Annotated in this window: 20 protein-coding genes; 11 read left to right on the top strand and 9 right to left on the bottom strand. The window is 62.7% G+C overall.

Annotation, left to right across the window (positions count from 1 at the left end):
- The first annotated feature begins 215 nt into the window (after nt 1–215).
- From EK373_RS01345 to EK373_RS01330, 4 genes are all read left to right on the top strand, one after another.
- On the top strand, nt 216–3197 hold the full coding sequence (locus EK373_RS01345) for a TonB-dependent receptor domain-containing protein (RefSeq protein ID WP_129640953.1): 2982 nt from the start codon (nt 216–218) through the stop codon (nt 3195–3197).
- Nucleotides 3198–3296: 99 nt separating this feature from the next.
- Nucleotides 3297–4553, top strand: a complete 1257-nt coding sequence (locus EK373_RS01340; protein ID WP_129640952.1) for an aspartyl/asparaginyl beta-hydroxylase domain-containing protein — start codon at nt 3297–3299, stop codon at nt 4551–4553.
- Nucleotides 4554–4568: 15 nt separating this feature from the next.
- A complete protein-coding gene (locus EK373_RS01335) occupies nt 4569–5747 on the top strand; it encodes an aspartyl/asparaginyl beta-hydroxylase domain-containing protein (protein ID WP_129640951.1) in 1179 nt (392 codons plus the stop codon).
- A 119-nt stretch (nt 5748–5866) separates the two neighbouring features.
- Nucleotides 5867–6184, top strand: a complete 318-nt coding sequence (locus EK373_RS01330) for a hypothetical protein (RefSeq protein ID WP_129640950.1) — start codon at nt 5867–5869, stop codon at nt 6182–6184.
- Nucleotides 6185–6219: 35 nt separating this feature from the next.
- Here the strand turns inward: EK373_RS01330 and EK373_RS01325 are convergent, their stop codons facing one another.
- The gene (locus EK373_RS01325) at nt 6220–6570 is read right to left on the bottom strand and encodes a hypothetical protein (RefSeq protein WP_129640949.1); all 351 of its coding nucleotides are present in this window, start codon (nt 6568–6570) and stop codon (nt 6220–6222) included.
- 135 nt (nt 6571–6705) lie between these two features.
- The gene (locus EK373_RS01320; protein WP_129640948.1) at nt 6706–7251 is read right to left on the bottom strand and encodes a hypothetical protein; all 546 of its coding nucleotides are present in this window, start codon (nt 7249–7251) and stop codon (nt 6706–6708) included.
- 700 nt (nt 7252–7951) lie between these two features.
- Between EK373_RS01320 and EK373_RS01315 the strand changes: the two genes are divergently transcribed.
- Complete coding sequence (locus EK373_RS01315) at nt 7952–10858, top strand: TonB-dependent receptor plug domain-containing protein (RefSeq protein ID WP_129640947.1); 2907 nt, start codon at nt 7952–7954, stop codon at nt 10856–10858.
- A gap of 96 nt (nt 10859–10954) precedes the next feature.
- Complete coding sequence (locus EK373_RS01310) at nt 10955–12775, top strand: tetratricopeptide repeat-containing sulfotransferase family protein (protein ID WP_129640946.1); 1821 nt, start codon at nt 10955–10957, stop codon at nt 12773–12775.
- On the opposite strand, the gene EK373_RS01305 is transcribed toward EK373_RS01310, so the two are convergent.
- Nucleotides 12723–13337 (bottom strand): 2OG-Fe(II) oxygenase, encoded by a 615-nt coding sequence (locus EK373_RS01305; protein ID WP_129640945.1) that lies wholly within the window; start codon nt 13335–13337, stop codon nt 12723–12725. The genes EK373_RS01310 and EK373_RS01305 overlap by 53 nt on opposite strands.
- 20 nt (nt 13338–13357) lie before the next feature.
- Between EK373_RS01305 and EK373_RS01300 the strand changes: the two genes are divergently transcribed.
- The 3 genes from EK373_RS01300 to EK373_RS01290 are packed head-to-tail and all read left to right on the top strand — an operon-like array spanning nt 13358 to nt 16896.
- Nucleotides 13358–14629: an aspartyl/asparaginyl beta-hydroxylase domain-containing protein gene (locus EK373_RS01300; protein ID WP_129640944.1), complete on the top strand. Its 1272-nt coding sequence runs from the start codon at nt 13358–13360 to the stop codon at nt 14627–14629.
- Nucleotides 14630–14631: 2 nt separating this feature from the next.
- On the top strand, nt 14632–16455 hold the full coding sequence (locus EK373_RS01295; protein WP_129640943.1) for a sulfotransferase: 1824 nt from the start codon (nt 14632–14634) through the stop codon (nt 16453–16455).
- 24 nt (nt 16456–16479) lie between these two features.
- The gene (locus EK373_RS01290; protein ID WP_129640942.1) at nt 16480–16896 is read left to right on the top strand and encodes a hypothetical protein; all 417 of its coding nucleotides are present in this window, start codon (nt 16480–16482) and stop codon (nt 16894–16896) included.
- Between the two features lie 17 nt (nt 16897–16913).
- Here the strand turns inward: EK373_RS01290 and EK373_RS01285 are convergent, their stop codons facing one another.
- The 4 genes from EK373_RS01285 to EK373_RS01270 are packed head-to-tail and all read right to left on the bottom strand — an operon-like array spanning nt 16914 to nt 19502.
- On the bottom strand, nt 16914–17603 hold the full coding sequence (locus EK373_RS01285) for a hypothetical protein (protein WP_129640941.1): 690 nt from the start codon (nt 17601–17603) through the stop codon (nt 16914–16916).
- Nucleotides 17600–18244, bottom strand: coding sequence for an aspartyl/asparaginyl beta-hydroxylase domain-containing protein (locus EK373_RS01280; RefSeq protein ID WP_129640940.1), 645 nt, complete (start codon nt 18242–18244; stop codon nt 17600–17602). Before EK373_RS01280 ends, EK373_RS01285 begins: the two co-directional genes overlap by 4 nt.
- Nucleotides 18245–18246: 2 nt before the next feature.
- Entirely contained in the window at nt 18247–18783 is a 537-nt protein-coding gene (locus EK373_RS01275; protein ID WP_157994180.1) for a DUF192 domain-containing protein, read from the bottom strand.
- The gene (locus EK373_RS01270; protein ID WP_129640938.1) at nt 18783–19502 is read right to left on the bottom strand and encodes a hypothetical protein; all 720 of its coding nucleotides are present in this window, start codon (nt 19500–19502) and stop codon (nt 18783–18785) included. The genes EK373_RS01275 and EK373_RS01270 overlap by 1 nt, the downstream gene beginning before the upstream one ends.
- A gap of 219 nt (nt 19503–19721) precedes the next feature.
- On the opposite strand from EK373_RS01270, the gene glgC reads away from it, so the two are divergent.
- Nucleotides 19722–21041: a glucose-1-phosphate adenylyltransferase gene (glgC, locus tag EK373_RS01265; protein ID WP_129640937.1), complete on the top strand. Its 1320-nt coding sequence runs from the start codon at nt 19722–19724 to the stop codon at nt 21039–21041.
- A gap of 78 nt (nt 21042–21119) precedes the next feature.
- Nucleotides 21120–21590, top strand: a complete 471-nt coding sequence (locus EK373_RS01260; protein ID WP_129640936.1) for an LEA type 2 family protein — start codon at nt 21120–21122, stop codon at nt 21588–21590.
- A gap of 32 nt (nt 21591–21622) precedes the next feature.
- On the opposite strand, the gene EK373_RS01255 is transcribed toward EK373_RS01260, so the two are convergent.
- Nucleotides 21623–23086, bottom strand: a complete 1464-nt coding sequence (locus EK373_RS01255; protein ID WP_129640935.1) for a glycogen synthase — start codon at nt 23084–23086, stop codon at nt 21623–21625.
- Nucleotides 23087–23104: 18 nt separating this feature from the next.
- Nucleotides 23105–23638, bottom strand: a complete 534-nt coding sequence (phaR, locus tag EK373_RS01250) for a polyhydroxyalkanoate synthesis repressor PhaR (RefSeq protein ID WP_129640934.1) — start codon at nt 23636–23638, stop codon at nt 23105–23107.
- Nucleotides 23639–23710 lie beyond the last annotated feature (72 nt).

Below are 23710 nucleotides of genomic sequence, written 5' to 3'. Positions count from 1 at the left end.
ATGTGTGCGTTTCTTGGGCGAGACTGACGCTTGTATACAACGACAGTCCTTTAAATAGCTGAAACGCGGTTGTATGCTCGGAGCCACGCTTGGGTCGGATCCGATTTTTTTTCTGATCGGTAGAAGAAGGACGCCAAGAAGGGAGCACCGCAGTCTGCAACCTGCGGTGGGCTTACAAAGCTGATCAAACATACCTCTCGCAGGAGGGTTTTCTAATGTCGACGAGTAAATCGATTCGGCGTGCCGTCCACCTGGCATTGTGGACTGGCGCGGCGACCGTTACGGCTGCGCAGTCCGTGTACGCGGCCGAAGATCAAAACATCCAGGAAGTCGTAGTCACCGGCACCCGCATTTCCGTTCCCGGGGCAATTTCATCCAGCCCGATCCTGTCGATCGGCACCGATGAAATCTCCATGCAACAGGCCACGGAAATCGAGCAAGTGTTTCGCGATCTGCCGGTCACCGCCGTGGGTGACGGTTCGAACGTGAACAACGGTACGGCCGGCGCCGCGACCCTCAACCTCCGCGGCCTCGGAGCACAGCGCAACCTCATCCTGATCGACGGCAAGCGCGTCACCCCGTTCAATTATGACGGTCAGGTCGACACGTCCATCATTCCGACCGCGCTGATCGAGCGCGTCGACATCGTGACCGGCGGCGCCTCGGCCGTGTACGGTTCCGACGCCATCGCCGGCGCCGTCAACTTCGTGATGAAGCGCGACTTCGAAGGCGTCGACCTCAGCACCGACTTCTCGCAGTTCGACGAGAAGGACGGCGATGTGCGTTCGGCGTCGTTCGTAATGGGCGCCAATGTCGCCGACGGTCGCGGCAACATCGTGGTCGGCTTGAACTGGACCGATCGCGAGCCGGTCATGCTGGGCGATCGTCCGCTCGGCCAGCTGGGTATCGTGACCGCCAGCGGCGCCGGTTATCAAAACTTCCTCAATGGCGTCGCGCCGACGCCGGCGCCGGACGGTTGCGGCGGCCCGAACTCGGTGGCGTCCGGCGGTTCGACGACGACGTTGCCGACCCGCGTCGCGATCGCAGGCGGCGGCTCTATCGGCCAGTTCCGGGACAACGGCAACATCGGCCCCAATTGCAGCGTGTTCAACTTCAATCCCTACAACTATTACCAGACGCCGCTCCAGCGCGTCGGCGGTATGGTGATGGGCCACTTCGAGATGAACGAACACGCCGAAGCCTACGCACGGTTCGGCTACACCAGCACGGAAGTGCGCCAGCAGATCGCTGCCTCGGGCATCTTCGGCAGCGCGTTCTGGACTCCGCTCAGCAACCCGTTCATCAACGCTTCCGCTCAGCAGACGCTGATCGATGCGTATAACACGGGCCGCGGCGGCGCCGAGCCGATCGTCAGCACCGGCGGTGACTTCCCCAACTGGCGTGACTTGAACGGCAACGGCGTGGTCGACGCAGCCGACGACGTGCGCATCACGTACTCGCGTCGTACGGTCGAGTTCGGTCCACGTTCCACGACCTACGAGAACAATTCGTACAACATCCTGGTCGGTGTGCGCGGCCAGCTGATCGGCGACTGGGACTACGACGTGTTCGGTCAGTACGGCGAAGCCGAGCGTTCCAACGTGAGCGCGGGCTATACCAGCGTGACCAACGCCGCAGACGCCGTCGACGCGATCATGGGCCCCAACGGTGTGCCGGTTTGCCGCAGCGGCAACCCGGGTTGCGTGCCGTTGAACCTGTTCGGCGGGTTCGGCTCGATTACGCCGGAAATGGCCGCGTACTCGAGCGCTTCGGCGATCGAGCAGCAGGCCTATGAGCAGAAGATCGTCGGCGCTTCGGTCAGCGGCCCGATCAATGCCGTGCAGATTCCGTGGGCGGGCAGCCCGCTGGCAATGAGCTTCGGCGTGGAGTACCGCGAAGAATTCGGTACCGCGACGCCGGACCTGTGCTGGCAGACGCAACCGGCCAGCTGCTTGGGCGGCGCCGGCGGCTCCATCCTGCCGATCGCGGGCGGTTTCGACGTTCGCGAAGTGTTCGGCGAAGTGCTGCTGCCGTTGGCTAGCGATCTGCCGGGCGTCCGGGCGCTGGATCTGGAAGCCGGCTATCGCTATGCCGACTACGATCCGTCCGGTGCGAACCGGACCTACAAGTACGGCCTGAGCTACAAGCCGGTCGATCAGGTGTTGTTCCGTGTGATGAAGCAACGCGCGGCTCGCGCTCCGAACGTGGGCGAGCTCGCGGCGCCGAACACCACTGCGCTGGACAATGCCACGATCGATCCGTGCTCGGTGGCCAATGCCGGCAGCATCACTCCGGAACTGCGCGCGCTGTGTATGTCCACGGGCATGACCGCTGGCCAGGTCGGCGTGGTGAACGACCTCGTGTCGGGCCAGGTCAACTCGTTCCAGGGCACCGACCTGAACAACCTGCCGACGCCGGAACAGGCTGATACGTTGACCGTCGGCGTGGTGTGGACGCCAGACTTCATTCCGCTCGCGAATGACGTGCTGATCTCCCTCGACTACTACGACATCGACATCAGCGACGTCATCGGCGAGTTCGGCGCTCAGGAAGTGCTGGACGCCTGCTACGTGGGCGGCATCGCGGAGGAGTGCGCCAAGATCCGCCGTATCGGCGGCGGCTTGACGCTCGACGGCTCGGGTATCGAAACCTACACCACCAACCTGAAGTATCTGCGCGCTGAAGGCGTGGAACTGGGCGTGGCGCTCGGCTTCGACATCGGCAAGTTCGGCAACCTGCGTGTGTCGGCCAACGTCAACAAGTACCTGACGCACGAGTCGCAGAGCAGCTCGCTGACCCCGCTGGTGGATTGCGTCGGCACCTACGGCACGAACTGCGGTAACGGTCCTCAGGGCGGCCCGCTGCCCGAGACCCGCTGGCTGCAGCGTACGTCGTGGATGTACAACGACTTCACCGTGTCGCTGTTGTGGCGTCACCTGAGCGGTATCGAGAGCGCCGTGCCGGTGTTCCCGAAGTTCCAGAAGATCGATTCGTACGACTACTTCGATCTGTTCGGCAGCTGGCAGTTCATGGAACAGGCTTCCCTGAGCTTCGGCATCAACAATCTGTTCGAGAAGGATCCGCCGGTGGTCGGCAACGAAGCCGCCGATACGGGTTCCAATTCGGGCAATACCTTCCCGCAGCTGTACGACGCCCTGGGTCGGCAGTACGCGGTCGGGTTGCGATTCACCTTCTAAGCATGCCTCGAAGCCGGCGGCCCACGTGGCCGCCGGTCTCCAAGCAAACCACTGCGGCGGGCTTCGGCCCGCCGTTTTTTTGCGCTAGGCTTTACCCGCATGTCGAACCAGGTCGAACAGCTGATACGCACCGCCGGCCAGCTGGCCAACGCCGGGCGCTGGGATGAGGCAGAGCGCACGTGGCTGGAAGTCCGCCGCCTCGAGCCACGCAACCCAAAGGCATTATTCAGTCTCGGCGTGCACGCCTTGCAGAGAGGCGAGCTGGCGCCGGCGATCGAATTGTTACGTTCCGCACGCGCGGTCGCGCCCGCCGATCCTGTGATCCTGATGACGCTGGTCAATGCATTTGCCCGGCAGGGAGATCGGGAAGCGGAGCACGAAGTGATCGAGGCGACGCTCGCGCTCGATGCTTATTTTCTGCCCGCGCTGCTGGCGCGAGCCCATTGGATGGAACGCTATGGAAGAGCGTCCGCCGCGGCGACGATGTATCGGAATGCGTTGAAAGTCGCGCCGCCGCCGAGTCACTGGCCGGCACAGCTCAAGCCGCAATTGGAACATGCGCGCGACGTCGTCGAGCGTTACACGAAAGCGCTCGGCGAGCATTTAGAAACAAAGTTGGCCGCGACACGCGCTGCTCTCGACCCGTCGGTCGCAGGGCGCTGGCAGGAAGCGGCGGCGATCGTCACTGGCCGGTCCAAGCCGTTCGTCTCGGAAAGTAATCAATTGCTGGTGCCGCGGCTGCCGGCGATCCCATTTTTCGATCGCAGTCACTTTCCGTGGATCGGCGAATTCGAGGCAAAGACCGATGCCATCCGCGCGGAACTGCTGGCGGCCTTGCAGTCCCAGCAGGATCGCTTCAATCCATACATCGCGTATGGCAAGGGCGATCCCGTCAATCAGTGGCGCGAGTTGAATCATTCGCTGCGCTGGAGCGCCTTCCACCTTTGGCGTGGCGGCGTGCCGGTGCAGGAAAATCTGCAGTTGTGTCCATTGACGTCCGAAGCACTCGCGCTCGTTCCGCAAGTGGCCATCGGCGGTCTGTGTCCGAATGCCATGTTCTCGGCGCTGGCGCCGAGAACTCATATTCCACCCCATAACGGCGAGACCAACGCGCGGCTGGTCGCGCATCTGCCGTTGATCGTGCCCGATGGCTGCTGGTTGCGAGTGGGCTACGAAAGGCACGAGTGGAAGGTCGGCGAAGTCGTGGTGTTCGACGACACGCTCGAGCACGAGGCAATGAATGGCAGCGATGAGTTGCGGGTCGTGTTGATCTTCGACGTTTGGAATCCGCTGCTCGCGCCTGCCGAACGCGACATGGTGCGCGCGATGACGGCGGCCGTGCGCGAGTTCCAATAGGACATCGGCCTCGTCATGCAGACTCCGACAGATCAGATGCGCATTCTCGTCGAAGCGGCCGCCGCCGCTTTGCAAGCGGGCGATGCGAGCACCGCGCGGCGTCACTTCGAGCAAGTCGTTGCGAGCGGGCAGGCCAATGCGGGCGTGTTCGTCGGCCTGGCGTTAGCCTGCCAGTCGCTCGGCGATCGAGCGGCCATGCTGGCGGCCATCGAGCGCACGCTCGCCCTCGATCCCGTGAATATTCGTGCGCTGGTGATGAAGGGCGATCATCTCGTCGCCTCGAATGCCTCGCGTTCGGCGACCGCATTCTATGCAGCAGCGGTGCAGGCAGCTTCGCAGGCCAAAGCACTGCCTCCCGGCGTGGTGCAGATGGCGCGTCATGCCGAGCAAATGTATCAGCGCATCAACGCACAGCTGGAAAGTCACGTTCGCACGCAGCTCGAAGCTGCGGGCCATGTGCAAGGCGGCAGTGCGCGCTTCGCGCAGTCCGTCGAAATCTTGATGGGCAAGAAACAACGCTACGTGCAGGAGCCACGTGCTTATTTCTTCCCCGAACTGGCAAATATCCAGTTCTTTGCGCGCGAGATGTTTCCGTGGCTCGCGCCCCTCGAGGCGGCAACCTCCGAGATCGCTGCCGAGCTGCAGCAGTTGATCGCGACCGATCAGGGATTCGAGCCTTACATTCGACAATCGGCCGATGCGCCGACGCGCCAGGACCACCCGTTGTTGAACAACTCGGCCTGGAGCGCCTTCTTCTTGTGGAAGGACGGCGCGCCGGTGCCGGGCAATGCCGAGCGCTGCCCGAAAACATTGGCTGCGCTTGCCGAGCTGCCGCTGTGCCGGATCCCCGGACGCACGCCCTCGATCCTGTTTTCACGGCTTGCGCCTGGTGCGCACATTCCGCCGCACACGGGTTTCTTGAACACACGCCTGATCTGTCACTTGCCATTGATCGTGCCGCCGAACTGTCATTTGCGCGTCGGCAACGAGCGGCGCGAATGGCGCGCCGGCGAAGCCTGGGTGTTCGACGACACCATCGAGCACGAGGCGATCAATGGCAGCGAGCGCTCGCGCGTGGTGCTGATATTCGACATATGGCGGCCGGAGCTCTCCACTCAGGAGCGAGAGCAGGTGGCGGCGCTGCTGGCAGCGATCGATTCGTTCGGCCAGCGCGGAGAGGCATGGAGCGCGTGAGTGGTGGCCGTTCGTGCTCGCGCGCGGCCTCGTGAGCGAAATTGGCCCTGGGTCACATATCTGGCGGGTGCGCTCTCGGCTATAGTCCCAAGCGCCTTTCACCGCTGCGGAGTCGTGTCATGGCCAAGCTCGAAGTCGTGTGCGCAAGTGGCGCCCTGATGCTGTCGGCACTTTTATTGGGCTGCGCGAATGCGCCCAGCCAGAGGCTGGCAGACGCAAGCCAAGCTCAGGCTGCTCCGGCCAAGCGAGCGGTGGCTAAAGATCGGACGCCGTCCTGGCAGAAGTATCGCGTCAGCGGTTCGCGAATCGCCCGCACCCTGGATGCCAACGGCAAGCCGACCACTGCCGATTACGTTCAGAGCACGACCAGCGATGGACTACACATGCTGCCGGCAGTGACGATGACTCCTTGTGAGCGGACCCGCCACGGCTGCTGAGCGGGTCGCTCCAGTAAACGATTCGAGTCAGGAATTTAATTGCCCATGACCGGGTCGACCGAGCCGTGACCCTTCCTGTCACGCTCGTTCATCATCCGCCGCGCGGTTTCTTCCTCCAACTTGAATTGAGCGCGTGTCTTGCAGACGCGCTTGCCGATGCGAGTGCCCAGCGGTTTCTCGCTGCGACAGATGACTTCGTTGTCGTCGGCTGCCGCTTGTGCGATTGACTGTGGCGGCGGTGCGGCTTCGGCCGTTGGCGTGACGGGAGCCACGTTCGCCGGTACGAATGCCTCCGGCGCCGGCGCTGGCAGGTTCTCCTTCGGTGCGGGCGCGCCGCAACCAGCCAGGGTCACTGCGAGGACCGCATAAATCGTAATAGCACGCATCGAATTCGCTCCCTGCCCTGATCGATTGTCAGGCCGCTGTATTGATCAATTCATGCCACTGCGTCAGTGAAATTAGCCGCGCCCGGCGATTTTCTCAAGCGGGTCGAGGGACCATATCGAAGGTTATGACAGCGCCTACTTGATGCGCCGGACCCGTAGCGCCGGGCCGTTGGGAACGTCCATCAAAAAGGAGCCGAAAGCGCCGCGCCGGACGGTGACCCGGTCGCCGGCTTTGGGCGCGAAAGCCGTCGAGCCCGTGACCTGGCGCCACGTCTGACCGTTGTCGAGTGCGATTCTCAAACCGTCGCGCGTGGCGCTCACGTCGCTGACGCTCGCAGTAACTGACGAGAGCGCTGCTTCGCTCTGTTCCGAGCTCGCCTTTTCGGCGCGCGATTCAGTGACATCGGTCTGCAATCCGAAGCTGCTCTCGGCGGAAGGCGGTGGCAGCTGCTCGCCGCCCCGCTGCAAATATGCGACCGCTCGATCGAAGCAGGCGAGCCGTTCACCGTTCTGCTGAATGCGCGAGCACGTCAGAATTTCCGGAGGCAGGTCGACCGGTTCGGCGGCGAACGCGGACAACGAGCACGACAACAACAATCCGATGAGCAGGCAACGGCGCATTTGATTCATATCCTCCGTCAATCCATCTTCGTCGCGCGCGCAGTAATCTTCAACTGACATTCGCGCAATCGACGCGCCATTGTTGTTCGCGCGCATATCGCAAAAATTCGGTTCCCGGGCGCTTGAACCACACAAAAAGCGGTACGCCCGTGCGTTACGCTCCGGCGCTTGGGGCGCCGGCTGATCATGCATGGCGCTGCGTTGCTGTCAGCGCGAAACGAGCAACGCGTGCGACAGCTTTCTATGCTTCAGCAAGCAGTGCTGCATCACGCGTTCACTGATCAAGCCGCATCACGCGTCGCAGCGAGGCGTTCAGAAGCGGCGCTCGGCAACTGTCGTTGATCGCAGTCAAGTGCTGGATTTTTCAAGCCGTAGTGTGGGCGACAGAGTGTCCGCACCGGTGCCTCGCGCAGCTCGCCGGCGCCAGTCGATCGCTTTGCGTGCTGAAAAAACTACAGCCGAAATGGCCGCGAGGGGGCGTGCATAAATCGCTCACACGCCGTTGTCAAGCCGCAACGAGCGTTCAAGACTCATCACTTCGTGCTCCAATTCACCCACTTAAGTGGGTGATTTTCAAGCCCCCTTTTCGGGCGAGGCGCAGCAAATACGCTTGTTGACAGGAAAGCAACGGTTGTATGCTCCGCGCCCTTCGGACCAGCGCTGTCGCCGATCTCGCTCGGCAGTTGTTGTGTATCGATCACAAGCGATCAGCGCAATTGATGCCGTTGACCTTCAATCCCTCGCAGGAGGAGCGGAAAAAATGATCTCGACCAGTAACTCGCTTCGGCGCGCAGTGCATTGCGTGCTGCTGGCCAGTGCGGCTTCGGCCGTCACGGCCGTCCCAGCGGTAGCCCAGGAAACCGACGCGGCTGCCCGTCCTATTGAAGAAGTGGTGATCACCGGTTCGCGCATTCGTCGTGTCGACGAAGAAACCGCGAGCCCGGTGTTCGTCATGGATTCGAGCACCATCGCCAACACTGGCGTGCAGACCATGGGCGATCTGATGATGCGCGTGCCGGCAATCTCCGGCGCGGCCACCAACCCGCAAGTGAACAACGGCGGTGGTACCGGTGAATCGAACGTCGAGCTGCGCGGCCTCGGTGCGCAGCGCACCCTGGTGCTGTTGAACGGCCGTCGTATCAACGTGCTCGGCGCGAACGGCACGACCTCGGCCGTCGACATCAACATGATCCCGATCAACATGATCGAGCGTGTCGAAGTGTTGAAGGAAGGCGCGGGCGCCGTGTACGGCTCCGACGCGATCGCGGGCGTGGTGAACTTCATCACCAAGAAGAATTTCGACGGCGCCGAAGTCAACGTCGAATACGGCCAGACCGGCGAGAGCGATGGCGAGCGGCAGTCCGCCAGCCTGACGCTCGGCACGAGTGGCGACCGCATGAGCGTCATGTTCGGCGTGAACTACAACAAGCAGGACTCGGTGTCCGCGGCCGACCGCGAATTCTCCGCCACTGCGTTGTACCTGTACGGCGGCGTCGTGACCGAAGGCGGCTCGAGCCGCACCAACGTCGGTCGTATTCGCTTGCCGGCGGGCAGCCCTCAGGCCGCTGCGCTTGGCTGCGGCGGCGCCAGCCCGAGCGTCGCGCGTAACTCGGGTGCGTCCGGCGCGACTCCGGACCTCGCGAACTATCACTGCTTCGCCAGCTCCGACTTCTACAACTATCAGCCGTACAACCTGCTGATCACGCCGTCCGAGCGCGCCAACTTCTTCACGATGTTGAACTACAAGATCAACGACAAGGTGGAAGCGTACGGCGAAGTGCTCTACAGCCGCACGACGGCCGGCTTCAACCTCGCATCGCTGCCGTTCGATGCGAATGCCGATGACACCATCATTTCGGCGGACAGCTACTACAACCCGTTCGGTAACCGCTTCTTCCCCGGCCAGGGCCTCGCGTTCGGCGGTGTCGAGGGCGTGAACCCGAACATGCAGTCGCGCCTGGAAGCGCTCGGCAGTCGTCGCAGCGAAGCCGAAACCGAAAGCACGATCGGCAGCCTCGGTCTGCGCGGCGACATCGGCGACAGCACCTGGCAGTGGGACGTCGGCGCTCAGCTCGGTCACATGGGCCAGAACGTCAACATCTCCGGCTATCTGCTCGGACCGCAGCTGGCGCAGGCGCTCGGCCCATCGTTCGACGCGGGCGGCGGCAACATCGTTTGCGGTACGCCGGGCAACGTCATCGCCGGCTGTACGCCGGTCAACATCTTCAACGTAGAAGATCCGGTGCAGATCCAGGCGCTGCGTGACATCTCCACCAACTACCGCACTGACTACGTGTACGAGAGCCAGGGCTACTCGATCAACGCCAACGGCGAGCTCTTCGACACGGGCGCTGGCGCGGTGTTGATGGCCGTGGGCGCGGAATACCGCACTCAGCGCGCCGACTTCGAAACCGACGTGCTGACCCGCGGCGAGCCGCCGTTGTTCCTGTCGTGCTTGCTGGCGCAGGAAACCTGTACTGGCGACTCGCACGCCAAGTACAACGTGCGCGAGCTGTACACCGAGTTCTTCGTGCCGATCCTGAAGGATCTGCCGGGCGTGCAGGCGCTCAACGTGACCGCCGGCGTGCGCTACTCGGATTACTCGATCGACACCATCGGCGACGACACCAACGCCCAGTTCAAGGTCGAGTACCGTCCGATCAGCGACCTGCTGGTCCGCGCCTCGTACGCGCAGGTGTTCCGTGCTCCGACGCTGCTCGACTTGTCGAAGGCGCCGTCGCAGGACTCGCCGACCTTCAACGATCCCTGCACGCGCCTGACCGATGCGGCCGTGGCGGCCAACCCGAACCTGGCGCTGGCCTGCCAAGGCGTGCCGCGTGACGGTACCTTCGCGCAGCCGAACAGCCAGATCACTGGCTTGATCGTCGGCAGCCCGGACCTGAAGCCGGAAACCGGCGACGTGGTCACTTTCGGCGTGGTGTACGACCCGCAGTTCGTCGAAGGCCTGTCGATCAACGTCGACTACTGGAAGTACAAGATCGACGACCTGATCACTCCGCTCGATCCGAACTTCGCCAGCGACCAGTGCGTGCAGACCGGCAATCCGGAGTTCTGCAGCCTGCAGTTCCGTTATCCCGAGACCAGCAACAACGCCGGCTTGCACCAGGTGTTCGTCGAACCGATCGTCAACCTCGGCAACCTCGAGACCGACGGTATCGACTTCGGCGTGAAGTACGCGCTGCGTGACACCGCGGCGGGCTCGTTCAACATTTCGTTGGACGTGACTCGTATCAACAGCTACGAGAACACCCCGGCGCCGGGCGCAACTCCGGTGGAGATCGCCGGCACGTTCGACCGTCAGTTCGGTAACTACGCCGAGTGGCGCGGTCTGATGGGCATCGGCTGGGCGCTGGGCGGCTTCGACGGCCTGGTGTCGCTGCGTTACATCCACAGCCTGGAGATCATCGGGCCGGATGGCGGCCTGACGGACGAGGGACCGCTGGACATCGGCTCGATGACCTACATCGATGCGACGTTCGGCTATACCTTCCCGACCGACACGAAGGTGCAGGTTGGCGGTATCAACCTCGGCGACAAGACCCCGCCGATCATGTTCCAGAACAACGTGACCAACGCGAACACGGACGTGTCCACCTACGACCTGCTGGGTCGTCGCTGGTACGTCGGCGTGACGCAGAAGTTCTGATAACTGATCGAACTCGCCGCCTGCGCAAGCGGGCGGCGACGATTGAAGGCCGCGCGGCTCTGCCACGCGGCCTTTTTTCTATGTAGTGTGTCCCCTATGACTGAAGCATTCCTGCAGCGGGCCGCGAAGCTGTTCGAAGCGAATCAGCTGGCGGCGGCCGAAGCGCAGTGCCGGCAGCTGCTCGGGCTGCAGCCCGGCCACATCCATGCACTGGGCTTGCTGGGAGCGATCCTGCACGCGCAGGAGCGATATCCCGAGGCGGAGGTCGTCTTTGCCGATCTCACCCGGCGCCTGCCCCGGGAGGGCGCGCATTGGATGAACCTGGGCACGGCCCGTCGCGGCGCCGGCAAGTACGAAGAAGCGCTGCGGGCTTACATGCGCGCCGCTGAATTGGGCTACACCGACGCCGACTTCTATTTCAACGTCGGTCTGACGCATATCGACCGGCGCGACTATGAGTCCGCCCGCGTGGTGCTGAAAAAGGCTTTGGACCTGGCGCCCGGCGATGCTTTGATCCGATCCGAGTACATCAAGGCTTGTTACGAGTCGATGCAGACCGAGGAGGCGCTGGCGGCCATCCGCGGCTGGACCGATTTCTCACAGCTTGCGCCGGACCAGCTCGCCGACGTCGGGCAGCGGTTGATGAATCTGGGCGAGACCGAGCGTGCCGAGCAGGTGATCTCCAAGCTTGCCGCCAGCGAGATCGACGTGCACGCGATGCTGACGCTGGCGCAGATCATGGAGCGCACCAATCGGTTGCCGGAGGCGCAACGGCTCATGGAGCGAATCTCGAGCCATCCGCGCGCCGCGTCGCTGGGCAATGAAATGCTGATGACGCAGGCGCGAATCGCACAACGCGTCGGCGAACACGAGCAGACGGTCGAATTGCTCCGTCGCGCACTCGCCGGCGTCACTCAAGTTCACGACAAGCACTTCGCATTGTTTCCACTCGCGAAGTCGTTGGATGCTTTAAAGCGCTACGACGAGGCGTTTACCGCGCTGACCGAGGCGCACGCATCGCAGGTCGCGCATCTGCAGCTGACTGCGCCGATGGCGGTCGCGCGTGGTAAGCCGACGTGGGAAATCGCGAATTGGAGTTGCGATCCTGCGGACATCGCGCAGTGGGATACGGCGAGCGCGCCGACATTGGAGGAAAGCCCCGTGTTCGTGGTGGCTTTCCCACGCTCCGGCACGACGCTGCTGGAACAAACACTGGACGCGCACCCCCAACTGAAATCCATGGACGAACAGCCGATCGTCCAGGCGGCGCTCGACGATATGGTTGCGGCCGGCGTCCGTTATCCGGAGGAACTGGGCAAACTCACGGATCCGCAGCTGACGGCGATCCGTGCACGCTACTTCGAGCGTGCAGGCACGCGCATCAGGCTGGAACCGGGCCAGCGAGTGGTCGACAAGAACCCGCTCAACATGCTGCGCCTCCCGGCGATCAAGCGCCTGTTTCCGAATGCGCCGATCATTCTGGCCGTGCGTCATCCGTGCGACGTGGTGCTGAGTTGTTTCATGCAGCACTTTCGCGCGCCGCATTTCGTGATGTTGTGTTCGAGCCTGCAGGCGCTGGCGGATGGCTACCGGCGCTCGTTCGATTTCTGGTATTGCCAGTCGGCTCTGCTGGCGCCGCACGTGCTGGAAGTTCGCTACGAGAGTTTCGTGGCCGACTTCGAGCGCGGCGTGCGTGAGATCGCGGAATTCCTGCGATTGCCCTGGCACGACGGCATGCTCGCACCGGCCGAACACGCGCGGGCCAAGGGATATATCAGCACGCCGAGCTATTCGCAGGTCGTGCAGCCGGTGAATCAAAAGGCGGTGGGACGCTGGCGTGCCTACGAACGGCACCTCGCTCCGGTCATCCCTCAGCTACGGACTTATTTACAGCGCTGGGATTACTCGGATCGATGAACAGCAGGTACGTGGAAATGATGTACTTGTCGCCCGAGACCGGTGGCCTGCCTTCGTGCTGGTACATCCAGTACGGAGGAAACATCAGCAGCCGGCCGGCGCGCGCCGGAATGGTCACGTCCAACTGTGGGAACCGCGTTTCGCCGCCCTGCTCGACATCGTTCAGATACCACAGCAGCACCAGATAACGATTCGCCACATGGTTGATGGAATCGAAATGCAGCTGAAACTGCTCCTGCTGCCCGGGGCGGTAACGCTTCAAGGTCAGGTTGGAGAACAGCGGCGAGTTGGGAATGGGCAGGGCCAGCTCGATCTCGCGGTTGTAGCGCTCCAGCGCCCGATCGATGAACCCCCGGAACATGCCCTGGAAGGCCGCGTCCGACAGCCGGCTGACGTTCAGCTCGGTCCAGGCCGAGTCCTCCAATCCTCTACGCACGCCGCGGCCGTTGCGCATCTGGAAGCGCTCCAGCCCGGCGAACGAGCCGATCATTTGCTGGCACAGTTGCGGATCCAGGTCGTGATCGTACGTGCGGATGTAGCGGCGCAAGTCTGCGTGGCTCATAGGCAGCTATAGTAGCGCGAATGAATTCACCAGACGTCCAATCCCTGTTGCAGCAAGGCCGGCTCGACGAAGCGGAGCGGCTGGCGCGCCAGTCGCTGCAGTCTCGGCCAGGCGATATCGATTCGCTCAACGCCCTGGGTTTGATCGCCCTGCGTCGCGGACAGTTGCCTCGCGCTCAGCAGTTGCTGGAGTCGGCTGTCGAGTCCAATCCCAACCATGCCTTGAGCCGCCATTATCTCGGCCGCGTGTACGAGGCGGCCGGGAACGTGGATGGCGCCGTTGCAGCCCACGGCACGGCGATCAAACTGGCGCCGGGCATGTTCATCATCCGTTTGCACTACGCGGTCGCGCTGGAACGCGCGGGGCAGATAGAGCAGGCGGCGCTTCAATACTTTCGCGCGAGCAATGACGCGCAGGCGCAAGGCCGCTGGCTCAACGCCGAGACGACGGCGCCAGGATTGCGACCGATGGTCGAACATGCGGTGCGCATGGTGCGACAGACGCGCATGGCGACCTTCGCCAATCTGCTCGAGCCGTTGCGGCAGAAATTCGGCGCCGACTCGCTCGAGCGTATCGAACGCGGCCTGCGCATCTACTTCAGGGAAGAAGCGCCGGTCTATCCCGATCCACGCCAGCAACCGACATTTTTCTATGTGCCGGACGTGCCGCCGGCGGCCTATCTGGATCGAGCGCTGTTCCCGTGGATCGAGCAGCTCGAAGCACAGACCTTCGCGATCCGTCAGGAGTTGCTGCAGCTCCTGCCGAGCACGGCCGGTCGTGAGCGCGTGTTTACGACGGAGGCGATCGAAAAAGAAAACCTGCGTGGGCTGCAAGCGCCGCCGAGCTGGAATGGTTATTACTTTTATCGTCATGGCGAGCGACGCGCCGACAACTGTGCGGCGTGCCCGGTAACTGCGAGCACGCTCGATATCCTGCCGCTGTCTCACGTGCGAGATCACGGCCCGGAAGTGTTGTTCTCCGTGTTCACGGCCGGCACGCATTTGTTGCCCCATCGCGGCGTGACCAACACGCGGCTGGTCGGACATCTGCCGTTGCTAGTGCCGCCCGATTGCGCATTGAAGGTGGGCGGCGAAGTGCACGAGTGGCGCGAAGGTCGCGCCGTCATTTTCGACGACACCTACGAGCACGAGGCGTGGAATCGTAGCGAGCGCACCCGCGTCGTGCTGATCTTCGACATCTGGAATCCGCACCTCACCGAAGCGGAGTGCGCCGCAGTTGAAATGCTCGTGCCGGCGATGGGGGATTTTCGCAAAGCGGCGGAGGCGGCGTAGTCATGCGGTTGCCCAAGCCGTTCTATCGTTTGCCGTTGCGCTTCGATGTGGAGCGCCTGCGGGCCGAAGTGGCAGCCCTGCCTGCCGAAGCCTGGGCCCGGCACCCGAACGATATCAAGGGCAATAGCGCGGCACGCTTGATCAGCGTCGATGGCGGCGAGAACGACGACGTCAACGGCCGCATGCAAGCGACGGCACATCTCCAACAATCGCCGTACATTCGTCAGATTCTGGCGAGCTTTGGCGTGGTGTGGAGCCGCTCGCGCCTGTTGCGCCTGGCGCCGGGCGCAACCGTGCCGGAGCATGCCGATATCAACTATCACTGGTTCACGCGCGTCCGCCTGCACATTCCCATCGTGACGCGGCCGGAAGTTCGTTTCTATTGCTCGGACCAGGTCGTCCACATGGCGGCGGGCGAGGCGTGGTTGTTCGATAACTGGCGCTCGCATCGAGTCGAGAATTTCACGCCGGACGAGCGCATTCACTTGGTCGCGGACACTTCGGGCAGCGCCCACTTCTGGCAACTGGTTGCGCAAAGTGACAATCCCGCCGCGCAAGTGCGCACCGTTTCGTATGTGGCGGATCGTCAGGCGTCACCGCTCATGGAACGCGCCAAGCTCGCTCCTGTCATGACGCCGGGTGAAATCGACTTCTTGATTCTCGATCTGCGCTCGGAGCTGGTGGCTCGGGAAAACCTGCCCAACAGTCACGCGCGCCTGGTCCGTTATCACGCAATGTTGGAAGCGCTGTGCAAGGACTGGCGGCAACTGTACGCCTTGTATGGCGGCGATCCGCAGGGCTGGCCGGAGTTCACGAATCTGCGCGACGGCATTCGGAACGCGTCGCGAGAGCTGTCGGAAGGCCTGGTGATGCGCACGAATGGCGTAGGCGTTCATCAGGTGCTCGAAGGGCGAGTGTTGCGGGCCATGCTGTCGCTACCCCAACAGGCTGCGAGCACGGCCGCGCCAGCTCGACCGACGCGTGCACGTGCGCCGACGATCGAAGCGCCGATTTTTATCGTGTCCGCGCCGCGTTCGGGCAGCACGCTGCTGTTCGAAACATTGGCCGCGAGCTCACAACTGTGCACGGTCGGCGGCGAAGCGCATTGGCTGGTGGAAGGTATCGAGGGCTTGCGGCCGGGCGCGCCGGGTATCGATTCAAATCGCCTGAGTGCGGAGCATGCTACCGACGCCATCGCCGAGGACATCCGCCAGGAGATCCTGTCTCATCTGCGGGACCATACCGGCCAGCCGTTGTCCGAGCCCGGCCAGCGCCGTTTCTTGGAGAAGACGCCGAAGAACTCGTTGCGCATTCCGTTCTTCAATCGCATTTTTCCAGATGCGAGATTCGTGTTCCTGTGGCGCGATCCGCGTGAAAACATCAGCAGCATCATGGAAGCCTGGCGCTCCGGGCAGTGGCGCACGTATCCCAAGCTGGAAGGTTTCGACGGCCCGTGGTCGATGTTGTTGCCGCCAGGTTGGCGCGACATGAACGGCCGGCCGCTGGCCGAAATAGCCGCGTGGCAGTGGGAACGGACCAATGCCCAGATCCTCGATGATCTGCAACCGCTGGGGCCTGAGCGCTGGGCAGTCGTGCAATATGCTAATTTGCTCCGCGATCCGGCCGGCACGATCGGTAAGCTGTGCGAGTTCCTGCATTTGCCGGTAGATTCAGCGCTGGCCGATCGTTTGTCGGCGCCGCTGCCGTCATCTCGTTACACACTGACCGCGCCCGCCGCGGACAAGTGGCGGACGAATGAAGCGCAGATTGCTCCGGTGTTGCCGTCCGTTCAGGTCACGTGGGATAAGTTAATCGCGCTGCGTTGAGTTAAGGATGCTCAGGAGTCGGTCATGATGTTTCGTCAGGTCTGGTTGATGTTCGTCGCCATCGGTGCAACGGGTCAGGTCCTCGCACAGGAAACGGCTCCGGCCGAGCCCGCGGCGCCTCGAGCCGCAACTCCAGCGCAGCCGCCAGCCGATGCCAAACCAGCCAGCGAAGCGCCCGTCGCTGCGACGCCCGCCGCCAAGGCAGACTCGCTGACCGAGGGCGAGCTCGACGCCGACAAGATCATGGCCATGCAAAAGGCGGGCTACCAGATCAAGAACGAGAACGGCCGGATCCTGCTGTGTCGTCAGGACCTGCAGACGGGCTCGCGGCTGCGTAAAAAGACATCGTGCATGACGGCGCGTGAATGGGAGCAGCTGCAGGAAGACACCAAGCTGCAGCTCAAGGCGATCGAGCGCCGGCCGCGCATGGCCAATCAATAAGCAGACAGTCGCGGCTACTAGAACGAGTAGCCGTGACGCTCGATGACAAGCCGATCGCGCTCGTCGACCAATTGCGCCAGCTCAGCATCGTAGAGCTGGCGGTAAGGCGCATGTTCAGAGGTATTCAGCGCCGGCGCGGTGCTCATGTAGTCACGCAGCGCTGATGTCACAGGCTCACCTGCAGACTCCAATAGTTGTGGCACTTCGACCCGCAACTGCTCCATGCGCGCAAGCCTCACGGCGGTGATATCGGGCCCATACAAATAACGATACAGAAACGAATAGAAGCCCAGCCCGCTACCCCGAATCGGAGCTAAGGCAAAGCTCGGCAGATTCAGTCCCTGATTGAGGTACGCCGCCGGCAGGGCAGCGAGCACCCGATCCAGCAACGCTGGGTCGCGCTCCAGATTCAGCATGTTCCGGATCGTCCCGCCGAAGTCCAGTGCGCCGCTATTGCTGATCGTTTGAAACAGCGCATTCGGTCTGGGTCGCGAGCGCTGAAAGCTGTACCAGGAGACGTAGTAGCTCCAGGGATTGCGCACCAGGCCCAGCAGCGGCAGCGCTGTGTATTGCCCGGGAAGCATGGAGCGGGGCAGGTGATATCCGAGCTGTCTCGCCCCCGCGATGTGCTGCACGAGGCCGGCATTCACAAAGGTGCCGCCGGACTTATGCAAGTGCAGGAACACGAATCGAGGGGTAACGATCATCCCGTGGCGTGCGTGGCAAAGTGCCGTTCGACCGCCTCGTTGTGCTGGCCGAGATTGCGCTCGCCCGATGCCATGACTTCGAGCAAGGCGGGCGTCGGCAGGAAGTCACAAATCATGTGAGTACGCGAACGATCCGGATCCGCGTTCCATACGGCGTGCGGCGAGCTGTTGTTCAATACCCAGACTTCGCCGGGCCGCATGAGATAAGTGAGCTCGCCCGCGATCATGTGCACCTGCTCGTGCGATTCGATCGGGAAGTGCAGCCGCAGGGTCTTGGCGAAATAGGGCGCGCGATCGATGTGCGGATCGATGGATACGCCACCGGGCAGGCGCGCGAGCAAACATCGCTGCGGCGGAGCCGGTATCAGCCGCTCGATGATCTCGCGGGCATACGGCAGCATCGCCAGTGGCTCACGATCCTCGATCGGCAATGCTCCCTGGGCGGGGGCATACCCGCGAAGAAACAAAGCCTCGGCGTTGCGATGAACGCCGACGCGTCCGCCAGTGGAGCCCCACAGCGTTGGAGGTAATGTCGCGATCTCCGCCGCCAGGCGCTGCGCATCGATCCGCACCGGCAGCCGCAGACAGCCGCCCACCAGAGCGGTTTTGTCGAGGACGGGATGACCGGGGAGGTCGAGCATGGTTACCGTTGAGGCGCCGAGAGTGCGGCGTGAATCACCTGCGCACCGGGCGTGATTTTCAGGCGCGCCGCCGTGCCGGCTGGCAATTCGACCACGCCCAGGACTATACCGCCGGACTCGATGGTCTTCAGCGACAGCGGCTCGGTGTTTTGAGCGATGTGGATCACCTTGCCGTCGGCCGCCACGAACAGGATGTCCAGCGGCACGTAGGTGTTCTTCATCCACATCGCCACGGTCATGGGCTGCGGGTAGATGAACAGCATGGAATCGTCGGGGCGCAGCTGGCGGATGAACATCAGGCCGCGCTGGCGGCGCTGATCGTCATCGGCGATCCAGGTATTGAAGCGGTGCAGGCGCGCGTCCGGTGTCGCGATCTGCAGGGTGTCCCGCTCGAAGGCGCGGTCCAGGTCTTTGGCCGTGACCTCGGGTGCAGCCGGCTGACTGGCAGGCGCGGCGCCCAGTGCCGGGCCACCCAGGTGCACACAGATCAAGAACACCGGGGCGAGCCACCGCCCTGCAGACATTGTGAATTTGCTCATCATTGCTGTTTCATCCGGCCTTGCGCCGTCATCGCTCCGCCTGCAAGGGTTTCATCTTTGTCCTCGGCGTCGAAGTCAATCCGGCCTACATAGTCGAAACGCGACAGCAGGATCACGCCGTTGCCCCGCACGGCCCGTGCAGGGTGTGTACAAAAGCCGCGCGCAATTATGCGGTAGGAACGGGAACGGTGCGGTATCCCGACCAGTGGCTCCTGCCGCACATCATCGAGCGTGCATTTGTTATCTCCCTGGGTACTGTAAAACTCGCCCAGGCCTTCCCGTATGACAGTCAGGTTCACCGGCAGTGCCTTGGCCGACTGCCCTTCGCGCAACGCTGCGATACCGAACAACAGTACCAGGCGGCCGCCGTCGACACCGTCTTTGTGACTGAAACGTACGCGAATCCCACCGTCGGGCCGCACGGCGCCGGTGCATTCCGTGCCGTCGTTGCCCCATACGAGCTCTGTTTGCACCGCGCCCGACAGCCTCGCCTTGAGATATCCACTGCCGTCGGGCAAGCAGGCTGAGGCTACTGGCAGCTTGTTAGCGTTGTCAGCAGCGTCGGCTGGCTGCTGAGCATGGACCTTGCAGGACAGTCCCAACGTTAACCCACAGATGATCGTTAGTGCGGGCCGACAACGACGCCAGCCCGCCAGGTGCGAGGAGCCGCAGCCATGTCCGAGCGCGAGGACGACGTCGTTATAAAACCGTTGCAGCATGCCGGTATGCTTACTCTGGATGCGGGGTTCCGGCAGACTGTGGCGCCGGAGCCTCACCTTCCTGAATCCTTCGAGGATGGGGATGGCGAGCAACCAACAATGCCGAAGCCGCGCCTGCGAGGCAAGCGGCCGCGGTCGTCGCCGACACTGAGGTCGGTCAACCCAACGGATGGTGCCCGTGCCGACGGGACCGCCCGACGCGAAGCGAGATTTCCTGATATGGACGATAGAGCAGAGCCCGCTCGATCGAGGGAAGGTTTGGCGCGCCGGCGCGACCAATCGCAAGCCCGGACGCGCCGGTACGTCAGTCGCATCACGCGCAATACGCTGGCGGTGATCATGGCCGGCGGACGCGGCGAGCGTCTGAAGCATCTCACCGATTTCCGCTGCAAGCCGGCCACGCCGTTCGGCGGCAAGTTCCGCATCATCGATTTCGTGCTGTCGAACTGCGTGAACTCGGGCATTCGCCGCATTCAGGTCATGACCCAGTACAAGGCGCATTCGCTGATCCAGCACATCCAGCGCGGCTGGGGCTACCTGCGCGGCGAGTTCGGCGAGTTCGTCGAGATCATCCCGGCGCAGCAGCAGATGGGCGACTTCTGGTACCGCGGCACTGCCGATTCGCTGTACCAGAACCTGCAGATCATCAAGCTGCACAACCCCAAGCACATCCTGGTGCTGGCGGGCGATCACATCTACAAGATGGACTACGGCGTGATGCTCGCCTCGCACGTCGCGAAGCGCGCCGATATCACCGTCGGCGTCGTCGAAGTGCCGCGTGAGCAGGCCACCGCGTTCGGCGTCATGAGCGTCGATCCGGATTATCGGATCACCAAGTTTTCCGAGAAGCCCAAGGAGCCCGAAGGCATTCCGGGGCGCGAGCACATGGCGCTTGGCTCCATGGGCATCTATGTATTCAAGGCCAGCCTGCTGTATCGCTTGCTCGAGGAGCAGGCCCAGCGTCCGGGAACGTCGCACGACTTCGGCAAGAACATCATCCCGGGCGCGCTCAACACTCACAAAGTGATCGCGTATCCATTCACGGACAACGAGACGCGCGTTCAGCACTACTGGCGCGACGTCGGTACGGTGGATGCGTTCTACGACGCAAACATGGAGCTCATCTACGTCAATCCCGAGCTGAATATCTACGACGAGCAGTGGCCGATCTGGACCTATCAGCGCCAGTATCCACCCGCGAAGTTCGTGCTCGACGAGGACGGCCGGCGCGGCATGGCGATCAATTCGATGGTGTCCGGCGGCTGCATCATCTCCGGCGCCACCGTGAATCAATCGCTGTTGTTCTCGAACGTGCGCATCGACGAACGCAGCTACATCGAGCGCTCGGTGATCTTCCCCGACGTGAAGGTGGGCGCCGGCAGCGTCATCAAGCGCGCCATCGTCGACACCGGCGGCGTGGTGCCTCCCGGCACCCAGATCGGCGTCAACCGCGAGGACGATGCCCGCCGCTTCTACATGAGCGAACAAGGCGTCGCGCTGGTCACGCGCGACATGCTGGCCCGGTTGCAGCAGCCGTAGCCTCGGGGAGGGGCTGCGTCACATAATGCAGCCGGCCTCCTCTGCTATCCTTCGCCCCCAATTCTCCTTGGGGGCCAGATGAACAAGGTCATCGCTCGTTGCCTGTTGATCCTCACGCTGCTCATCACTGCGAGCAGCTGCAGCTCGCTGCGCCCCGACCTCAAGGCGCCGCGGCTCGCACTGGTGGCGGTCGCGATGACCTCGGCGGACATCTTCAATCAGCAGTTCCTGATCCGCATGAACGTGGAGAACCCGAACGATCGCGAGCTGCCGATCACGGGGCTGGATTACAAGATATTCCTGGAAGGCGACGGCTTCGCCGAGGGCATGTTGAACAAGCCGTTCGTGGTGCCGGCCAATGGCGAGACCGACTTCGACGTGACGGTGCGGACCAACTTCGTGAGCGGCATCGGCCGGTTGCTGTCGCGGCTCAATGGCCGCACGCAGGTGAACTATGCGATCGAAGGCAAGCTGCTCACCGACATCCGGTTCCTGAAGAAGATTCCGTTCAACGAGACCGGCAGCGTCAATCTCGCTGTAATGAAATAATCAATTGTTCCTGACTGTAACAGTCAGGCGGGTCAATCCCACTTGCCGGTGAGCTCGCGATACAGATTCACGTACTCGCCGGTCTGTCGGTCCCAGGAAAAGTCCTGCGCCATGCCGTTGAGCATGAGCTGAGTCCAGCCGTCCTGATCCTTGAAGAAGTCGAGCGCGGTGTGAAGGGCCCATTCCACCGCCGGCACATCGAAATCGTTGAACACGACACCGGTGCCCTGACGAGTCGTCGGGTCCCACATCTGCACCGAGTCCGCCAGGCCGCCGGTGCGACGGACGATGGGCGCCGTGCCGTACTTCAGGCTGTACATCTGATTCAGGCCGCAGGGCTCGTACTGCGACGGCATCAGGAACATATCGCTGGCCGCTTCGATCAGATGCGACAACTCTTCGCTGTAGCCGCGATGGAATACGACACGGTCGGGAAACCGCTGTTGTAGATCAACGAAGAAGTTCTCGTAATGCGCCTCGCCGCTGCCGAGCGCGACCAGGCTCATATCGCGCGTCTCGAGAATGTAGGGCAGCGAGTCGAACAACAAGTCAAAGCCCTTCTGCACTGTCATGCGCGAGACGATGCCGACCAGCGGCGCGCTGTCGCTGACTGAAAGATTCAGCCAGTCGAGCAGCGAGCGCTTGGTGAAGCGCTTGCCCGACAGATTTCCGGGCGAATAGTGATGTTTCAAATAACGGTCGGTCGCGGGATTCCACTCGTTGTAATCCACGCCGTTCAGAATGCCGACGACACCATCGGCGCGTGCGCGCAGGACTCCATCCAGGCCGTGACCGCCGATCGGCGTGCAGATCTCCTTGGCATAGGTCGGGCTGACCGTCGTGACTCGATGCGCATGTCGCACGCCTTCACGCAGCCAGTTGAAGGCGCCGCCCGCCAACGTTTCCGGCGCTACCAGATGACTCACATTGCCGCCGATGTCGTAAGTCGTGCTCGCCGGAAAAATGCCTTGGTAGCCGATGTTATGAATCGACAGCACCGGGCGAGTCGTGGCGAACAGGCTGTCCCAGGCGTACACGCTCTTGAGCATCATCGGCATCAGCGCCGTGTGCCAGTCATTACAGTGCAGGATGTCCGGGGTGAACTGCATGCGCTGGCAGGCATCGAGCGCCGCTCGTTGCAACACCAGGAAGCGCAGATGCTCGTCGACGCCCGACGTATAGATGGACGGCCGATCGTACGCTTCCGGACAGTGCACTAAATACAAGGGCACCGAGGAATTCGGCAGCTGCGATTCGAGAATGGTGAACGAATAACGATGCGCGCCCAGCGCCAGCGGCACATGCTGTGCGGCGGTCACCGGCCGCGCGTCTCGCAGCACGCCGTTGCTCATGCTCGAGTACAACGGCATGAATACGCGCACGTCGTGACCGAGCGCGTGCAGATGGCGCGGCAGGACGCCGGCAACATCGGCGAGCCCGCCGGTCTTGGCCAGCGGCGCGATTTCCGAAGCGACGAAACAGATCTTCAGCGGCATGCGTGCGCGGACGAAACGTCAGGACTCGTCAGCGTCGCTATCGGAAGCTTTGCCACCAGTCTTGCTCTTGGTGTTGTTGGCTTGGGGAGCTTGATCGCGCGGCGGCGCGAACGTCGCCAGCAGCGTCTCCTGCATCTTGGCCCACAGCTCCAGGTTCTGTCGAGTCAGCTCGGCGAGCGGATTGGGCGCGCCGCTGCCCGGAGCGGTAGTCCGATTCATCTGGTGCTGCATGACTTCCTGCTGGCGGATGAACGTCTCGACGCTCTTCTCGAGGTAGCTGCTGAAGTAACTCTGCATGGAGTTGCCATAAAAACGGATCATCGATTCGAGCAACGAGGTCGAAAGGATGGGGCGGCCGAATTGTTCCTGATCGGCGATCACCTGCAGCAGCACGAGGCGCGTGATGTCCTCATTGCTTTTATCCTCGATCACCTTCACGCGCGTGCCCGCAATCACCATGTCGCGGATGTCGTCGATCGTGATGTGACGACTTTGCGCGGCGTCGTACAGGCGCCGGTTCGCATATTTTTTGATCAGTCGTTCTTCGCTCATGCTCAGCTCGACAGGCTTTTGGCGCGCTCCGGCATGGTGGACACAATACAACCCTCGAGCGTCGGGGGCGGG

Source organism: Peristeroidobacter agariperforans, from assembly GCF_004138335.1.
GTDB classification, from domain to species: domain Bacteria; phylum Pseudomonadota; class Gammaproteobacteria; order Steroidobacterales; family Steroidobacteraceae; genus Steroidobacter; species Steroidobacter agariperforans.
Note: the sequence above shows the minus strand (reverse complement) of the source record. Positions and strands in the feature narration are given on the sequence as shown.